Annotated in this window: 16 protein-coding genes; 13 read left to right on the top strand and 3 right to left on the bottom strand. The window is 66.8% G+C overall.

Annotated elements, in window-relative coordinates; all coding sequences use genetic code 11:
• The first annotated feature begins 10 nt into the window (after nt 1-10).
• The 11 genes from I8N54_RS14305 to denD all read left to right on the top strand — a co-directional run bounded on the left by I8N54_RS14305 (nt 11) and on the right by denD (nt 9284).
• On the top strand, nt 11-427 hold the full coding sequence (locus tag I8N54_RS14305) for a CopG family transcriptional regulator (RefSeq protein ID WP_140197395.1): 417 nt from the start codon (nt 11-13) through the stop codon (nt 425-427).
• A gap of 26 nt (nt 428-453) precedes the next feature.
• Nucleotides 454-1530, top strand: a complete 1077-nt coding sequence (locus I8N54_RS14300; RefSeq protein ID WP_140197396.1) for an extracellular catalytic domain type 1 short-chain-length polyhydroxyalkanoate depolymerase — start codon at nt 454-456, stop codon at nt 1528-1530.
• Nucleotides 1531-1770: 240 nt separating this feature from the next.
• Nucleotides 1771-2781 (top strand): AraC family transcriptional regulator, encoded by a 1011-nt coding sequence (locus I8N54_RS14295; RefSeq protein WP_140197570.1) that lies wholly within the window; start codon nt 1771-1773, stop codon nt 2779-2781.
• A gap of 111 nt (nt 2782-2892) precedes the next feature.
• Nucleotides 2893-3246, top strand: a complete 354-nt coding sequence (locus I8N54_RS14290; protein ID WP_231592768.1) for a glycine zipper family protein — start codon at nt 2893-2895, stop codon at nt 3244-3246.
• Nucleotides 3247-3446: 200 nt separating this feature from the next.
• Nucleotides 3447-3815 carry a hypothetical protein gene (locus I8N54_RS14285; protein ID WP_140197398.1) on the top strand — a complete coding sequence of 123 codons (369 nt, stop codon included), beginning with the start codon at nt 3447-3449 and terminating at the stop codon, nt 3813-3815.
• Between the two features lie 16 nt (nt 3816-3831).
• Nucleotides 3832-4698: an SDR family oxidoreductase gene (locus I8N54_RS14280; RefSeq protein WP_140197399.1), complete on the top strand. Its 867-nt coding sequence runs from the start codon at nt 3832-3834 to the stop codon at nt 4696-4698.
• The gene (locus I8N54_RS14275; RefSeq protein ID WP_140197400.1) at nt 4695-5375 is read left to right on the top strand and encodes a hypothetical protein; all 681 of its coding nucleotides are present in this window, start codon (nt 4695-4697) and stop codon (nt 5373-5375) included. Before I8N54_RS14280 ends, I8N54_RS14275 begins: the two co-directional genes overlap by 4 nt.
• A gap of 294 nt (nt 5376-5669) precedes the next feature.
• Complete coding sequence (locus I8N54_RS14270; protein ID WP_140197401.1) at nt 5670-6836, top strand: M14 family metallopeptidase; 1167 nt, start codon at nt 5670-5672, stop codon at nt 6834-6836.
• Nucleotides 6833-7183, top strand: a complete 351-nt coding sequence (locus I8N54_RS14265; RefSeq protein ID WP_140197402.1) for a TIGR04076 family protein — start codon at nt 6833-6835, stop codon at nt 7181-7183. Before I8N54_RS14270 ends, I8N54_RS14265 begins: the two co-directional genes overlap by 4 nt.
• Nucleotides 7180-8232: an aldo/keto reductase gene (locus I8N54_RS14260; protein WP_197097681.1), complete on the top strand. Its 1053-nt coding sequence runs from the start codon at nt 7180-7182 to the stop codon at nt 8230-8232. The genes I8N54_RS14265 and I8N54_RS14260 overlap by 4 nt, the downstream gene beginning before the upstream one ends.
• 68 nt (nt 8233-8300) lie before the next feature.
• A complete protein-coding gene (gene denD, locus I8N54_RS14255) occupies nt 8301-9284 on the top strand; it encodes a D-erythronate dehydrogenase (protein WP_140197403.1) in 984 nt (327 codons plus the stop codon).
• Nucleotides 9285-9302: 18 nt separating this feature from the next.
• Here the strand turns inward: denD and I8N54_RS14250 are convergent, their stop codons facing one another.
• The 3 genes from I8N54_RS14250 to I8N54_RS14240 form a co-directional block, all read right to left on the bottom strand.
• Nucleotides 9303-10436 (bottom strand): MFS transporter, encoded by a 1134-nt coding sequence (locus I8N54_RS14250; RefSeq protein ID WP_140197404.1) that lies wholly within the window; start codon nt 10434-10436, stop codon nt 9303-9305.
• Nucleotides 10433-10957, bottom strand: coding sequence for a TetR/AcrR family transcriptional regulator (locus I8N54_RS14245; RefSeq protein ID WP_140197405.1), 525 nt, complete (start codon nt 10955-10957; stop codon nt 10433-10435). Before I8N54_RS14245 ends, I8N54_RS14250 begins: the two co-directional genes overlap by 4 nt.
• A 74-nt stretch (nt 10958-11031) precedes the next feature.
• Nucleotides 11032-12021 carry an NAD(P)-dependent alcohol dehydrogenase gene (locus I8N54_RS14240; RefSeq protein WP_140197406.1) on the bottom strand — a complete coding sequence of 330 codons (990 nt, stop codon included), beginning with the start codon at nt 12019-12021 and terminating at the stop codon, nt 11032-11034.
• Between the two features lie 101 nt (nt 12022-12122).
• Here I8N54_RS14240 and I8N54_RS14235 point away from each other — a divergent pair, with 101 nt between their 5' ends.
• On the top strand, nt 12123-13007 hold the full coding sequence (locus I8N54_RS14235) for a LysR family transcriptional regulator (protein WP_140197407.1): 885 nt from the start codon (nt 12123-12125) through the stop codon (nt 13005-13007).
• Between the two features lie 203 nt (nt 13008-13210).
• A complete protein-coding gene (locus I8N54_RS14230; protein WP_232790401.1) occupies nt 13211-15325 on the top strand; it encodes an ATP-binding protein in 2115 nt (704 codons plus the stop codon).
• Nucleotides 15326-15406: the final 81 nt, after the last annotated feature.

Raw genomic sequence — 15406 nt, 5'->3', positions numbered from 1 at the left:
AGATAGAAGAATGGCCGAGGTGAGACAGCTCCGGGACAGGCAACCCGACAACGAGAAAATCACGATCAATCTCGGCTTCGTCGACCTCGGTCGCGTCGATCTTCTGGTGCAGGAGGGGTTCTACTCGAACCGCAGCGATTTTATCCGCACCGCGATACGCAAGCAACTCGACACGCATGGAGAGGCCGTCGACCGCTCCATCGAGCGCCACACGATGGAGCTCGGTCTTCGGGACTTCGGCCGGGCAGAGCTTGAGCAGCTCCGCGCGGCCGGCGAGATTCTGCATATCAAGGTGGTGGGGCTTGCCCGCATCCACGCAGACGTCACGCCCGACCTCGCCCGGGCGACCATCGGCTCGATCACCGTTCTCGGCAGCCTTCAGGCTTCCCCGGACATCAAGAAGGCCCTGGCCGACCGCATTCAGTAGCGGCGGCCCTCACAAGGACGGAACAGATGATCAACTTCAACGCCGGCGCATGGCGCGCGGCGACCGGGCAAACGCGCGCCGCGCAATTTGACTCGGCCAATGACCTCGTCACACGCACGCTTGCCCAGCACGGTCTGACGGCCGGACCGGCATCCGTGCCGCCCATCAGCGGAAGTGAAACGCTGACCTCGGCGCTGTCCGGGCTGATGTCCCGCCTTCAGCCTGAAGGCCGGCCCGCAACGCAGACCGCCGACCTTCCCGACGGGGCGCGCTTTGACGAGGACAGCTTCTCCTGTGCCGCCGGCACGCGCCGCTATCGCACATATGTGCCTGCTTCGGCGCAAGACGGGGTTACCGGCCTCGTGGTCATGCTTCATGGCTGCACGCAGACGCCCGAAGACTTCGCCGCCGGCACAGGCATGAACGCCCTCGCCGAGCAGCATCGCTTCGTCGTCGTCTATCCGCAGCAGTCGCGCGGCGACAACGCGCAGTCCTGCTGGAACTGGTTCAGCCGTGGCGACCAGAGGCGCGACCGCGGCGAGCCCGCCATCCTTGCCGGTCTGGCGCGAGAGGTCATCGCACGACATGCCGTGCCGGAGGACTTCGTCTTCGTCGCGGGCCTGTCGGCAGGGGCGGCCATGGCCGTCATCCTTGGCGGAACCTATCCGGACCTGTTCAAGGCAGTTGGTGCCCATTCCGGTCTGCCCGCCGGCGCGGCGAAGGACATACCCACTGCCTTTGCGGCCATGGCCGGACGCGGGGCGGACAGTGCCCCGCGCACGGCGAGCACGCGCACCATCGTCTTTCATGGCGATGCCGATCACACGGTTCATCCCACGAACGGCGAACAGATCGTCCGGCAGGCGCTGGAGGGCGGCCCGGGGCAGAGCGTTCAGAGCGAGACCTCGGGCACCGCTGGCGGGCGATCTTACCGACGCTGCACGACCTATGACGAGACCGGTTCCGAAGCGGTCGAGCATTGGATCGTGGAGGGCCTGGGGCACGCATGGTCCGGCGGACAGTCCGCGGGAAGCTACACCGATCCGAAAGGTCCCGATGCGAGCGCCGAGATGCTCCGCTTCTTCTTCAGTCCCTCCACCTGATCGGCAGCTCACGGTGATCCTGACGCTGTTGAACTGACGCGGTCTACGGAGATTTCTGCAGGCTCGATCGTATTCCCGCGGCGCGAGAGCTTGGCGACCAGTGGTCCGGAATTAGGGCACCGCAACTATGCCAGCCAGCATTGGGGTGTCCTAACGTCATGTCTTCTGACATTCTGCCGGCACCGGTTCGGTGACGACATGACCGGGTGCATCACGATCCTGACCCCGGAGGACTACCGCATGTCCGATCAGACCATGGCCGCCGGTTTCGCGGCTGCCTTCCTCGACTATGCGGTGAGTGAAGGTGCGCCGCGCGACGGACTGCTGGCGGCCTCGGGTCTGGCGGAGAACGACCTTGCGGATCAGGATGCGCGCATCCCGGTCGCGGCGTACCATGCGCTCATCGCCGCCGGGATCGAGACGACGGGCGACACCTCGCTTCTGCTGCGCCACGTGCTGGAGACCCGGTTGGAGACGATGTCGATCGTCGGCCAGATCGTTCATGCCTCGACCTCTTTTCCGCACAGCCTCGGCCAGCTCAACCGGTATGCAAGGCTCATGGCGGACGTACCGATCCCGGGCGGCCGCGACCGGTTCGAGCTGGTCCGGGAGGCGGACGCTGTCTGGCTGGTGGACAACAGCCCCAGCGACGGCGACTGGATGGCGATCGAGGCGAGCTTCGCGCGGTTCATTTCCGAATTCCGCCGCTCCGCGCCGGAATACCCGTTCGAGCAGGCGCTCGAGGTCACCTATGCCCCGCCGCCGCACGCGAACCGCTACCCCGAGCTGTTCCGCGTGCCGGTGACGTTCCGGGCGGCACGCAATGCGCTGCGGATCAATCCGGTCTGGCTCGACGAAGCTTTCGATGGCGGCAAGGACTACGTCTTCGGCGTCTTCACTCGCCACGCCGACGCGCTGCTCCAGGACCTCGCGACCAACGACACCGTGCGCTCTTCCGTAGAGTCGCGGATGCTCTCCGACCTGCACGAAGGTTCGATGTCGATGGACCGGATCGCCCGGGACCTCGGCATGAGCCGCCAGACGCTTTACCGCCGCCTGAAGGAGGAAGGCGTCACGTTCGCGGAGGTTCACGACGAGCTGCGCCGCCGGATGGCGATAGACTACCTCGGCACGCGCAAGGTGTCGGTGGGTGAGACCGCCTACCTCCTGGGCTTTTCCGAGGCCTCGGCCTTCGTGCGGGCGTTCCGGCGCTGGACCGGGTCGAGCCCGACGGCTTGGATGAACGAATGATGCCGTAGGTCAATCCGCTGATCTCTGCGGTCATGCCGCTGCCGGGGTCTGACGGCTAGGCACTCCCTCGACAAGACCGACAGTCGAAGGAGACACGACATGAAACCGATAATGATCGCGCCGCTCTGCCTGACAGCCCTGCTGGGCGCCTGCGCGGAGATGGGAACTGATGTGGACCCGATCCTCGACGGGCCGCCGACCATGCAGTTCCAGAGCGACCTTTCCGCATGCCGCAATCTTGCGCGCAGCCAGTCGCAGCTGAACCACGAGACGATGGCGGCGGCAGCCATGGGCGCCGGGATCGGCGGGATACTGGGCGAGGTCGATGACGAAGGCGATGCGCTCGGCGGCGCTGTTGCCGGCGCGTTGGCCGGCACGGCGATGGGCCTGTCCGAGGCCAGCGATACCCGTGAAACCATTGTCCTGAACTGCCTGCGCGGCCGCGGCCACGCGGTCGTCAACTGAGTGAGGGCGCGATGAACGACATCCAAACCCGAATGACCGGTCTGCATCACCTGTTGACCGGTGGGCCGCGCCAGCCCGCATGGCGAAGCACCTATCCGCCACGGCGCCTTTGGGGCGACGTGGGCCTAGCTGAGGGAACGACGCGCTCGGTGCGCCGCTCCTTGCCTGTCCGCCTCTCCCGGTGGTGGTGAGAGAGGCCGATGATCCAGGTTCTCGCCTTCGCCTATGCCGGGCTGGCGGCGTTGCCGTTGCTGATGCATCTCGCCAACGCCGCCGGTGCGCCGCTCGGCCGGCTGACGGTCGGCGGCCGCTTTCCCGGCCGTCTGCCGCCCGCCTGGCGGGCGCTGGCGATGGTTCAGGCCGCGCTGCTCTGCACCATGGCCGGAGCAGTGCTCGCCCGGGCCGGGATCGGCGCGGCGCAGCTGACGCCGATCTTCTGGCCCGCGGTCGCGCTGACGCTCCTGTCGCTGGCCGCCAACGCCGCAAGCCCGTCCCGCCCGGAGCGCCTGCTCTGGACGCCGGTCCTTTTCCTCATGGCCGTCGCCGCGCTTGGCGTGGGCCTGTCCTGACCACGGGAGACAAGCCATGAACGTTCTCGTTGCCGGCGCGACCGGCTATCTCGGGCGCTTCCTCTGCGCCGAATACGCGCGGCGCGGGCACCATGTCACCGCGTTGGTTCGTGACACCGCCCGGGGCGAGGGGCTCGCCGATGTACTCGTCGAGGCGGAGGCCACACGGCCCGAGACGCTGCGCGGGATCATGGACGGCGTCGATCTCGTCGTCTCATCGCTCGGCATCACCCGACAGACCGACGGGCTCGGCTACCGGGAGGTCGATTACCAGGCCAACCTGAACCTGCTGCGCGAGGCCGAAGCGGCCGGCGTCGGGCGTTTCGCCTATGTGCATGTCCTGAACGCTTCGGCGATGTCGGGCGTGCCCCTCGTCGAGGCCAAGTCCGCCTTCGTCGATGCGCTGCTTGCCTCCGACATGCCCGCAACGGTGATCGCGCCGACCGGCTATTTCTCGGACATGGGCGAAGTCCTGACGATGGCGCGACGGGGCCGTGTCTGGCTGTTCGGCGACGGGTCGCAGCGTCTCAACCCCATTCACGGTGCCGACCTCGCCACGGCCATCGCCGACGCGACGGAGGCCGGGCTTGGCAGCGCGGAGATCGGTGGCCCCGACGTGATGACGCAGGACAAGATCGCCCGCGCCGCCTTCGCCGCCCTCGGGTCCGAGCCGCGCATCACCCATCTGCCGGACGCCCTGCGGCGCATCGCGCTCGCCACCCTGCCGATCCTGCCCCGCCGGGTGAGCGGCCCCGCAAGCTTTTTCCTGACCGCGCTCGGGATGGATATGGTCGCGCCCCGTTTCGGGACGCGGCGTCTCACCGACCATTTTGCAACTCTTGCCGCCGAAGCGGCACACACATCGAAAGGACTACGTTCATGACTCTTCTGAAAGCCGGCGGCCTCGCCGCCCTGACCTGTGCCGCGACCTACCTTGTCGGCTTCGCCATGGTCGTGACCGTGTTCGCGCCTCTGGGCTTCGGCACCGGCGACATCGACACGGCCGCCGTCGTCGCCTTCATCGCGGACCGCCCGGGCGTGATGATCGCGTGGAATACCGCGATCTACGTCGTGAACGCCCTGGCGCTTGCGGTGCTGGTCGTCGCGTTGCGCCAGCAGATCGCCGTCTCGCGGCCCGATGCCGCAGTGCTGACCGGAACGCTCGGCGTGATCTGGGCGACACTCGTCCTTGGTGCCGGGATGATCGCCAACGTCGCCGTCGAACAGACCTACGCTCTCGCCGCCGACCCCGAGGCAGCCGCCTCTCTGTGGCAGACTCTTCACGCGGTCGAACTGGGCTTCGGTGGCGGCAACGAGATCGCCGGCGGCGCGTGGATCCTTGCGGTCAGCCTCGCCGCGCTGGCGAGCGGTATCTTCGGCCGCCTCACCGCCGGCATCGGCGCGATCAGTGGGGCCGCGGGGTTGCTGACGATCCTGCCGCCGCTGGGAGAGGTTGCCGGCGCCGTGTTCGGTCTTGGCGCCATCGCCTGGTTCATCGCCGTCGGGATCGCGCTCCTTCGCGGCGGTGCGAGCCACGCAGGACAGGAAACCCCGGCGTGACATCGCATGCGATTGGTCCGATGGTCCAGGCACGACCTTTCGCGTCTCCAAGTTCCGTGCCCCGCAGGGCCGGGTATCCAGCGCCAGGCAAGGCACGACTTAAAGACGGTGCCTGCCGATCAGCCGCCGCGATGTCATCACGCCTCCCTCGTTGTTGGCCGCAGGGCAGGGTGGAAAAGCACTGTTGCCTGACCCTGCGAAAGCCGGGCGTGCCGACCTTCCGCTCGCTGCCGAGGTCCCCTAACGTCGGCCCCAAGCGCAGACCACGCATCGCAGACGCAGAAGGCCCTAACCATGACAACGCCCATCATCGTCAGCACCGGCTTCGAAGGCGGCAGCGCCATCCTGACCGGGATCGACGGCGATCACGTCCGCATTCGGCTCCGGCCGGACGGTGACTCGCCCGATTTCAACTGGTTCTACCTGCGGGTCTCGGGCGTCCGGGGGCGGGACCTGAAAGTTTCGATCGAGAACGCGTCGGACCTGTCCCGCCTTGCCGGGCGGGAGGAGGTGCCGGACTGCTGGACCGGTTACCGCCCCTTCGTGTCCGACGACCTCGCCAACTGGCGGCGGTCCGATGCAAGCTATTCCGACGGGACCTTCACCATGTTCCCGCAACCTGTCGGCGATACCGTCTGGATCGCCTATTATCCGCCGTTTCCGATGGCCCGGCACGATGCGATGATCGCCCGCGCGGTGAACGACCCGCGCTGTCGGCTGGAAACGCTCACCACGACGCCCGACGGCAACGACATCGACCTGCTGCGCATCGGCACGTCGGGGGAGGGCAAGCCGAAGGCCTGGATCATCGGCCGCCAGCACCCGTCGGAGACGATGGCTGGCTTCTTCGCCGAGGGTCTTCTCAAACGGCTGCTCGACCCGGCGGACGGGCTTGGCCGGCACCTCTGCGAGACGCTCGACATCTTCGTCGTGCCGACGGTGAACCCGGACGGCTGCCTGAGGGGCAACACCCGGATGAACGCGCGCGGCATGAACCTGAACCGCGCGTGGCGGGAGACGGATCCGGAGACGGCGCCCGAGGTCGCGGCGCTGCGGGAACGGATGCGGGCAGAGGGCGTGGACTTCTGCCTCGACGCGCACGGCGACGAGGAACTGCCCTACATTTTCCTCGGCGGCCCGCTCGAGATCCCGTCGCGCTCCGACCGGCTGGCCCGATTGTTCAGGGACTTCGCGACGGCACTGGGCAAGGCGACACCGGCCTACAGCCTGTCCGACCCCTATCCCGGCGGCCCGCCGGCGGAGGCGGACATGCGCATGGCGTGGAATTCCATCGCGGAGGAGTTCGACTGCCTGTCGATCCTGCTGGAAATGCCCTTCAAGGATTGCCACCGCGACCCCGACCCCGACATGGGCTGGAGCCCAGACCGCTGTGCCCGGCTCGGCGCGTCGATGCTCGACGCGATCGAGGCCGTCCGTCCAAAGCTGAGACCAGCCGGATGAGCGACGAGTTCGAACTTTACGACCTCCGCGTCGAAGTCGTCCGCGCCGGTCCCGGTCGCATCTACTGTGGCGAGGAGGGCGACTATTTCGAACTGCGTGGCGAGATGCTGCACCTGCCTGATGGACAGGGCTTCTCGATTTACTCGCTCGCCGCCGTGCTGCCTCTGCTGGCGGCCAAGCAGCGCGAAACGCACCCGAACGACTGGATGAGCACCGACGCCGCCTGTGCCTGTCCGGATCCGAACTGCCCCACGCGCCTGCGGATCACCCGGATCGGCAAGCGCCGCTTCAGCCATGCCGACACGACCGCCGTGCCGCTTCCAGACGACCTGAAGGACGACAAATGACCGAAATCGAACGCACCACCCTCGCCGACGGCTACGAGATCAGCCGCCTTATCAAGGGGGGCTGGCACCTCGCCGGCGGGCATGGGGAGATCGACCGCGACCAGGCCGTGCGCGAGATGTATGATTACATGGAGGCGGGGATCACGACCTTCGATTGCGCCGACATCTACACCGGCGTCGAAGAGCTGATCGGTGCCTTCCGACGCGACGCCAGGGCGGCGGGACGGACGGACCTGCTCGACCGGCTGAAGGTCCACACCAAGTGCGTGCCCGATCTCGGACGGCTGTCCGGCCTCACGAAGGCCGACGTACAGGAAACGATAGACCGCTCGCTCTCCCGGCTTGGGGCGGAGCGGCTGGACCTCGTCCAGTTCCACTGGTGGGACCTCGCGGTGCCGCGCTACCTCGAGGTGGCATCATGGCTCAGCGACTTCCGCGATGCGGGCAAGATCGACCGGCTCGGCACGACGAACTTCAACAGCACCTGCATGGCGGAACTCGCCGACAGCGGCTTCGACGTCACCTCGATCCAGATGCAATATTCGCTGATCGACCGCCGCCCGGTGAAGCGGATGCTCGACCTCTGCGCCGAGCGCAACATCGGCGTGCTCTGCTACGGCACGGTCGCGGGCGGTTTCCTGTCGGACCGCTGGCTCGGCGTGGCGGAACCGGAGGGCGAGCTCGAGAACCGGTCGCTGACGAAGTACAAGCTCATCATCGACGACATCGGCGGCTGGTCGGTGTTCCAGTCGTTCCTCCGGTTACTGCGAGAGATCGCGGACAAGCACGACACCGACATCGCGTCGGTCGCGATGCGGGCTATGCTCGACGATCCGTCGGTCTCCGGCATCATCGTCGGTGTGCGCCACGGCGGGCACCTCGACCGGCACGCGCGTCTGTTCGACGTGAAACTCGATGACGAGGACCGCGCCCGGATCGAGGCCGCCATTGCAGCGCACGGGGTGGTGGACGGCGATGTCTACGACGTCGAACGGGACCGGGACGGCCGGCACGGTCGGATCATGAAATACAACCTGAACAAGGAATGACCGCACCGGCCAGTCCGATGTTGTAACCCGTTCCGCCTTCGGGCCACATGGCGCGAGGAGGAGACGACATGCACGTGATGGTACTGGGGGCGGCCGGAATGATCGGCCGCAAGCTTTCGCAGCGGCTGGCTGCGACGGGCGAGATCGACGGCAAGAACATCGATCGTCTGACACTCGCCGACACGGTCGCGCCGGAGGGCCCGGAGGCGGCCTTCCCGGTAGAGACAGTGACGTTCGATCTCTGCGATCCGGCGGACGTCGTGGCCATGATCGGCCGGAAGCCCGACATCATCATTCATCTCGCCGCCATCGTCTCCGGCGAGGCGGAAGCGGATTTCGAGAAGGGCTACGCCGTCAATCTCGACGGCACGCGGCTCCTGCTCGAAGCGATCCGCGCGGAACACGAGCGCGACGGCTATCGCCCGCGGTTCGTGTTCGCCTCTTCCATCGCAGTCTTCGGCGCCCCGTTCCCGACACCGATCGGGGACGAATTCGTCCGCGCGCCGCTGACCAGCTACGGCACCCAGAAGGCGATCTGCGAGCTGCTGCTGAACGACTATTCCCGCCGTGGGCTGGTCGACGGGATCGGCATTCGCCTGCCCACGATCTGCATCCGTCCCGGCCTCCCGAACAAGGCGGCCTCCGGCTTCTTCTCCAGCATCCTGCGCGAACCGCTCGTCGGGCAGGAAGCAGTCCTGCCGGTCGCGGACACCGTGCGGCACTGGTTCGCCAGCCCTCGCACCGCGGTCGATTTCCTCGTCCACGCGGCGGCGCTCCACACCGAACAACTCGGCCCGCGCCGGTGCCTTTCGATGCCGGGCATCATGGCCTCCGTGGGCGAACAGATCGAGGCGCTGGGCCGCGTCGCAGGAGACAAGGCGACCTCGCTGATCCGGCGGGAGCCGGACGAGACGATCGCCGGGATCGTCGCCGGCTGGCCGGAGGGGTTCGAGGCGAAGCGCGCCGAGTCTCTCGGTTTCCGCGCCGACGCCTCCTTCGACGACATCATCCGCATCCACATCACGGACGAGCTCGACGGCAAGGTCGGCTAGCAAGGTTGCCGACGTCGTTCACGCAGATGCGGCGGAGGTGATCCGTTGCGCGCGAAAGACGCCCGCGAGGATCGAGATCGCGGCAAATGTCCAGACGGCGGTAGCTGGTCCCGACCGCTCCATGACAAGGCCGAACAGCGGCGCGCCAGCGGTCTGACCGACGGCGATGGTCAGGAACCCGACCATCAGCCCCGTCGCGGGACGGTCGGGCAGGGCGCGCACGCCCCAGACCAGGTAAACCCCTGTCAGCATGACGTAGGCAGCGCCGAACATCGCTCCGCTTGCGAGCGTCAGGACCGGAGACTGACCCGAGCCGACGACGAGGATCGACAGGGCCATGAGTCCGAGAAACGCCCAATGGACCCGGTCCAGCCCGTAGCGCGCCACGAGTGCGCCGGCCCACGCGCCGGCGAGACCGCCGGCGCCGATGAGGCTCCACAGGATGCCGGTTCCGGTCGCTCCCCAGTCGAGATGTTCCGACACGAGCTGCCCGCCGAAGGACCAGAGCGCCGTGCTTGCCGCGCCCATCAGGAACGACGCCGCAATCAGGCGCTGCACCGCGCCCGACAGATGCGGCAGGCCCGCAGCGCCGGTCTCCCCGCGTGCGCCCGGGAGCAAGCGCGCGGCGGCGACGGCCAGCACAAGTGCGACAACCGCGAAGGCTCCGAACGCCAGCCGCCACTGCCCCGCGATGGCAAGCGCGATCGGCCCCGACAGGGCGACCCCCGCGCTGGTGCCCGCATTGATGACGGTGTTCGTCAGGTCCTGCCGGCCCTTCGCCACCGCGCCCGCGACGGCTGCCGCCATGGGCGGAGAGGCGAGGCCGGTGCTCGATCCCGCCACCACCACCGCGACTGCGAGGGTCAGCGGCGTCGGCGCGAGCGCGATCCCCGCCATGCCAACGGCCGCGACGAGGGCCGCGCTCACAGCCACAGGCCGGGCCCCGATCCGTTCGGTCAGTGCGGCGGAGAGGAGTATGGTGACGCAATAGCCGGCGAAAGCCCCGCCGGAGATGATGCCGCTGAGCGCCGGACCGAGCCCGAGTTCGGCGTCGATCTGCGGCAGGAACAGGCCGAACGCGAAGCGGGCGAAGCCGTAACAGACGGCGATGAGGCCGAAGCCGACGGTTCCGATCCGGATGGCGGGACTCATGTCCGTGCTCCATCCATCAGGACTGCGGCCGCGGCCCGCGCGGCCCTCACCGATACCGCACCGCGATAGACCGCGGCATGGGTCGCACCCTCGATCAGGACGATGATCTGCTCTGTCAGATCGGGATCGTCCCGGCCAAGCTCGGCCGACACGATCTCTCCCACCCGGTGGCGGAACGTGGTCTTGTGCGCCGCCACGGCGTCCGCGATTTCCGGCGTGTCACCGCCCGTCTCCGCGCGAGAGCGGAGGAAGAAGCAGCCTCGCGCGCCCTCTGTCTCGATCCAGTCGGCCAGCGCGGCGAACAGCGCATCGACACTCGCTACGTCAAGCTGCGCCATGAATCGCCTGTCGCGCTCCCGAAGCACCGTTGCCATGAGCTCCGCCTTGCTGCCGGCGTGCTTGTAGAGTGTCCGGCTCGACATCTGCGCGGCTTCGGTCAGCCGGTCCATGCCGGTCGCCATGTATCCGTGCCGATCGAAGAGCTTTTCGGCTGCAGTGATAAGGGTGGCGGTCTTGTCCATCTCGGCCTCCTTGGCGGGTCCTGAGCAACAGGTAAAACGATCGTTTTACATTGCAAGGCCTGAGATGAAGGCCTTTACACCACCACCACGTTCCCCTGCTTGTGTCCGCCGTCGACGTAGCGATGTGCCTCGACGAGTTCGTCCAGCGGATAGGTCCGGTCCATCACCGGCGCGAACTTGTCCGCTTCGACGAGGTCGAGAAGCTGACGGTGCATCGCCCGCAGCCTGTCGGACTTGAGCATACCGGTGGCGGAGAACCGCGCCTTTCGGGCTGTCGAGCGCATCGTGCGCAGCACGGCAACCAACAGCACGACGTCCAGAACCGGGCAGACATAGCGCCCATCCGGCGTGAGCGCTCTTTTCGCCTGCCGGTATGAGCTGACGCCGAGCGTGTCGTAGATCACGTCGTAACGCTCTGCCGCCCGGGTGAAATCCTCCGTGGCGTAGTCGATGACACGCGTCGCCCCGAGGGATGCGATCAGCCCGGCATTCCGCGCGCTGCAGGTGCCCGAAACCTCGGCCCCCATAGCGGCTGCGATCTGAACGGCGGCGGAACCGACGCTGCCGGCGGCGCCGAGGATGAGCACCTTCTCACCCCGGCGCAGCTGCGCGATCTCCGTCAGGAAGTTGAATGACGTAACAGCGCCGTCACTCATCACCGCGGCTTCCTCGTGGCTCAGCGTGTCGGGCTTGTGCATCAGCACCCCGTCCTCCGGCATGACGATATGCGTCGCGTTGGCGGCGAAGCTCAGACCCGACATGCCATAGACCACGTCCCCGACGGAGAACCGGCTGACGGCCGCGCCAACGGCGACCACCTCGCCGGAGAGACAGGTGCCGACGAGATCGTGACGCGGGCGGCGGAGCCCGAGGAAGAGCCGCGCGAACCGCGGCAGCCCCGCCCGCATCAGCCCGTCGGCCCGGCTGACGGCAGAGGCCCGGACGCGGATCAGGACCTCGGACGCGCCTGGTGTCGGCATCGGAAGGGTGACGGGGGCGAGGATCTCGGGACCGCCGTAGCGGGTGACTTTCCAAGCTTTCAGGGTCTGGGTCTCGTGCTGCATCGTCTTCGTCCTTTCTCGGGTTGACGAGGCTGACATAGCGGATCACAAAATTTACGAGAATTGCCAGAAATGGCCCATAGTGGATCGAAAATGTTCCACCCATGATGGATTGGAAATCTCTCCCCGCGTTCCTCGCCGTGGCGCGCCACGGTTCGCTTCGTGCGGCCGCAGACCAGCAGGGCGCGACCCATGCGACGGTCCGCCGCCAGATCGAAGCGCTCGAGGCGCAACTCGGCGTGCAGCTGTTCCGCCGCGGCGCCGACGGCTTTCACCTGACCGCCGCCGGGCGCACGCTTCTGCCCCAGGCGCTCGAGGCGGAGCAATCGCTGCTGCAGGGCTTCAACGCCGTTCAGGGGCTCGATCGGGAGGCCTCCGGCCTGATCCGGCTCTCTGCCGATCCGATGACCGCGCATTTCATGCTCGCCCCGGTGCTCGCCGACTTCGCGGCGCTCTATCCCGAAATCGAGATCGAACTTCAGCTGTCCTACGGGATCGACTCCATCTCCCGGCTGGAAACCGACGTCTCTGTCCGCAGCGTCGCTGAGGTTGACGAGGATGTCGTCGGCCGAAAGCTCTTCCCCGCGTCGATCGGCATCTTTGCTTCCCGGGACTACATCGACCGAATGCTGCCGAAGGCGGGTCCAAGAGGCAGTGGACTGGACTGGATCGGATACGGCCCGGTGCCGGAGCTCTTGTCCATCATCCAGAATTCTCCGTTCCCCGAGGCCCGCATCCGCCACTCCATCCCCGACCCGGAGATGCACCTCCACCTCGCTCGCGCCGGGGCCGGCATGGCGCTTCTGGCGGCATGGGTGCAGACCCGTTTCCCGGAACTCCAGCGCCTGCCGGGCACGGTCCTCGACGAGCGGCGGTCGATCTGGGTGCTCCTCCACTCCGACCTCCGCCGTGTCCGCCGCATCCGCCTGTTCGTCGACTACCTCTGCGCCGCCCTCCTCGAACGCCGCTCGGACTTCATCGGGACGTAGGGGCGGCGCGAGGATCTGTCTTAGCCTGCAACTGTAGCGCGATCGTGCCACTGCAGCGAAAGATGCATCGAAAAGGCACAATTTCGCTCGCACTGCCAAGAAAAGAACAGATCCTTGCGCCACGGTGGCCATCAATCGGCATGAAATCTTAACGCGGCTCGGGTCTGAAGAAGCCCGGACGGAACAGGTGAAAGGTAACCCTTGTGACGCGTAAACACCCTCGGCCGACAGGCGCGCGCCGGCTTCTTGCCTGGGTCGAATGGCTGTTCACGCGCGATTTGTTCGCCCTGATGGCGACGGCGACCGTGATCGTCTGCCTCGTCGGCCTCAAGCTCTCCAGCCTGTCCCACCAGGAGGAGCTGCAACAGCAGCGCCTCGCGACGACGCAGGAGATGATCGGAGTCCGCGAGCAGATCGAGGAGAGCATCTTCGACAAGGTCGTCATCCTTGCCCAGTTCATCGCCGCCGTCCGCGAGAATCCGGATTTCACGCAAGACGACGTCGACGACCTCGGCGCGCTGCTGCGCCAGGGCGACGAGAGTATCGTCAACATCGCGCTCGCGCCGGACCTCCGGGTAGACATGTTCTACCCGGTCGAGGGCAACGAGGCGGTCCGCGGCTTCGACTATACCACGAGCGCCCAGCAGTATCCCGGTGTGCTCGAGACGATCGATTCCGGGGAGACCCGGCTTTTCGGGCCGATCTCGCTCGTGCAGGGCAATGTCGGCTCCATCCTCCGCCAGGCCGTCTTTCTGGACGGGGCCGACGGCGAACGGCAGCTCTGGGGCATCATCTCGATCGTCCTGGATCATACGGCGGCTTTCGAGGCGTCCGGCCTCGACGCGAGCTTCGAGAACTATGACATCGTCGTCATCGGCCAGCCCGATCAGGATGGCTTGCGTCTGCGCCTGTTCGGCAACAGCGCCGCGTCCTCCCTTCAAGACCCAGTTCAGATCGACTTCGACTACGCGGGCAGCGCATGGTCAATGCTGGCGACGCCCAAGGGCGGCTGGGCCAGCAATTCGCCCGTCGAGCCGAACAATCTCGTCATCCTGATGACCTGCCTCCTGGCGCTGGCCGCGACATGGTACATCCTGCATCTCGGCCGGACCCGCCAACTGGCGCAGGCCAAGCTCAGCCGCGCGATCGAGGCGCTGGATGGCGGCTTCGCGATGTATGACGCCGAAGACCGGCTCGTCGTCTACAACAGCAGCTTCTACCGCATGTACGACAAATGCCGGGACGTGATCCGCCCCGGTGTCCGGTTCGAGGACATCTTGCGCCACGGCCTCTCGGTCGGCCAGTATCCCGAGGCCGTGGGCCGCGAGGAAGAATGGTTCGAGCGGCGCATGAAGGCCCACCTGTCCGAGAATTCCGATTTCGAACAGCAGCTCTCCAACGGGCGCTGGTATCACGTCTCCGAAAGCCGCTCCGAGGATGGCATGCTTGTCGGCATCCGGGTTGATGTCACCGCCGTCAAGCAGGCGCAGGAGGCGGCCGAAAGCGCGAACAAGGCGAAGACCGACTTCATGAACGTGCTGAGCCACGAGCTCAGGACGCCGCTCACCGTCATTCTCGGCTACTCGGGCCTCGGCATGAAGTTCGCGGAATCCTCGAAGGCGCGGCAACTCGTGACCGCGCTCAAGCGGAACGAGATCGTCTGGCGGCAGTCGGGCGATCAGGTCGAAGGTCTGTTCGACGACGTCGCTGCCCGCATGATGCGGATCGATCAATCGGGCCGGCATCTCCTGTTCCTCATCAACGAGATGCTGGACTTCTCCAAACTGTCGTCCGGCACGCTGGCGATGGACCTCGAAGCCTGCGACGGCGCCCGGATGGTGTCGACGGTGACCGACCAGATGGAAAGCGTCGCCGCGCAGAAGGGTATCGACCTGCAGGTCCAGCTTGCGGACTGCACCTTGCTTGCCGACACGCATCGCAGCCAGCAGATCCTGTTCAATCTCGTCGGCAACGCCGTGAAGTTCTCCGAAAGCGGCGTGGTGTCGGTCGTAATGACCACGACCGACTCCCACGTCGACATCGCAGTGACCGATGACGGTCCCGGCATCGCCTCGAACGAGCTGGACCGGATCTTCGAGCCGTTCCATCAGGTCGACAGCACGGCCACCCGCAAGGCCGGCGGCACGGGCCTCGGCCTGAGCATCGCCAAGGAGCTCGCATCCCTGCAGGACGGCTCCGTCTCTGTCGTCAGCAAGCTGGGACAGGGGAGCACCTTCCTGCTTCGCCTGCCGCTCTTCACCGCTGAAGACGACAGCGCCACCGCGTCGATGGAGTTGGAGGCGGTGCGCAGTGCCTGAGGGGTGGCGCGATCAGCTCCAAGGGAGCCTGAATTCGTCCGCTCTAATTGGAAGCCCCCGCGCGGCGGACTAACTCCGCCA

Source organism: Pelagovum pacificum, from assembly GCF_016134045.1.
Classification (GTDB): domain Bacteria; phylum Pseudomonadota; class Alphaproteobacteria; order Rhodobacterales; family Rhodobacteraceae; genus Oceanicola; species Oceanicola pacificus_A.
Note: the sequence above shows the minus strand (reverse complement) of the source record. Positions and strands in the feature narration are given on the sequence as shown.

Excerpts from the sequence above, each read along its gene's own strand:
- I8N54_RS14290 (WP_231592768.1), top strand. The coding sequence starts at position 2,893 with ATGATCGCGCCGCTCTGCCTGACAGCCCTGCTGGGCGCCTGCGCGGAG.
- I8N54_RS14270 (WP_140197401.1), top strand. The coding sequence starts at position 5,670 with ATGACAACGCCCATCATCGTCAGCACCGGCTTCGAAGGCGGCAGCGCC.
- I8N54_RS14275 (WP_140197400.1), top strand. The coding sequence starts at position 4,695 with ATGACTCTTCTGAAAGCCGGCGGCCTCGCCGCCCTGACCTGTGCCGCG.
- I8N54_RS14265 (WP_140197402.1), top strand. The coding sequence starts at position 6,833 with ATGAGCGACGAGTTCGAACTTTACGACCTCCGCGTCGAAGTCGTCCGC.
- I8N54_RS14240 (WP_140197406.1), bottom strand. The coding sequence starts at position 12,021 with ATGCAGCACGAGACCCAGACCCTGAAAGCTTGGAAAGTCACCCGCTAC.
- I8N54_RS14260 (WP_197097681.1), top strand. The coding sequence starts at position 7,180 with ATGACCGAAATCGAACGCACCACCCTCGCCGACGGCTACGAGATCAGC.
- I8N54_RS14300 (WP_140197396.1), top strand. The coding sequence starts at position 454 with ATGATCAACTTCAACGCCGGCGCATGGCGCGCGGCGACCGGGCAAACG.
- I8N54_RS14245 (WP_140197405.1), bottom strand. The coding sequence starts at position 10,957 with ATGGACAAGACCGCCACCCTTATCACTGCAGCCGAAAAGCTCTTCGAT.
- I8N54_RS14280 (WP_140197399.1), top strand. The coding sequence starts at position 3,832 with ATGAACGTTCTCGTTGCCGGCGCGACCGGCTATCTCGGGCGCTTCCTC.
- I8N54_RS14285 (WP_140197398.1), top strand. The coding sequence starts at position 3,447 with ATGATCCAGGTTCTCGCCTTCGCCTATGCCGGGCTGGCGGCGTTGCCG.
- I8N54_RS14305 (WP_140197395.1), top strand. The coding sequence starts at position 11 with ATGGCCGAGGTGAGACAGCTCCGGGACAGGCAACCCGACAACGAGAAA.
- denD (WP_140197403.1), top strand. The coding sequence starts at position 8,301 with ATGCACGTGATGGTACTGGGGGCGGCCGGAATGATCGGCCGCAAGCTT.
- I8N54_RS14250 (WP_140197404.1), bottom strand. The coding sequence starts at position 10,436 with ATGAGTCCCGCCATCCGGATCGGAACCGTCGGCTTCGGCCTCATCGCC.
- I8N54_RS14295 (WP_140197570.1), top strand. The coding sequence starts at position 1,771 with ATGTCCGATCAGACCATGGCCGCCGGTTTCGCGGCTGCCTTCCTCGAC.
- I8N54_RS14235 (WP_140197407.1), top strand. The coding sequence starts at position 12,123 with ATGATGGATTGGAAATCTCTCCCCGCGTTCCTCGCCGTGGCGCGCCAC.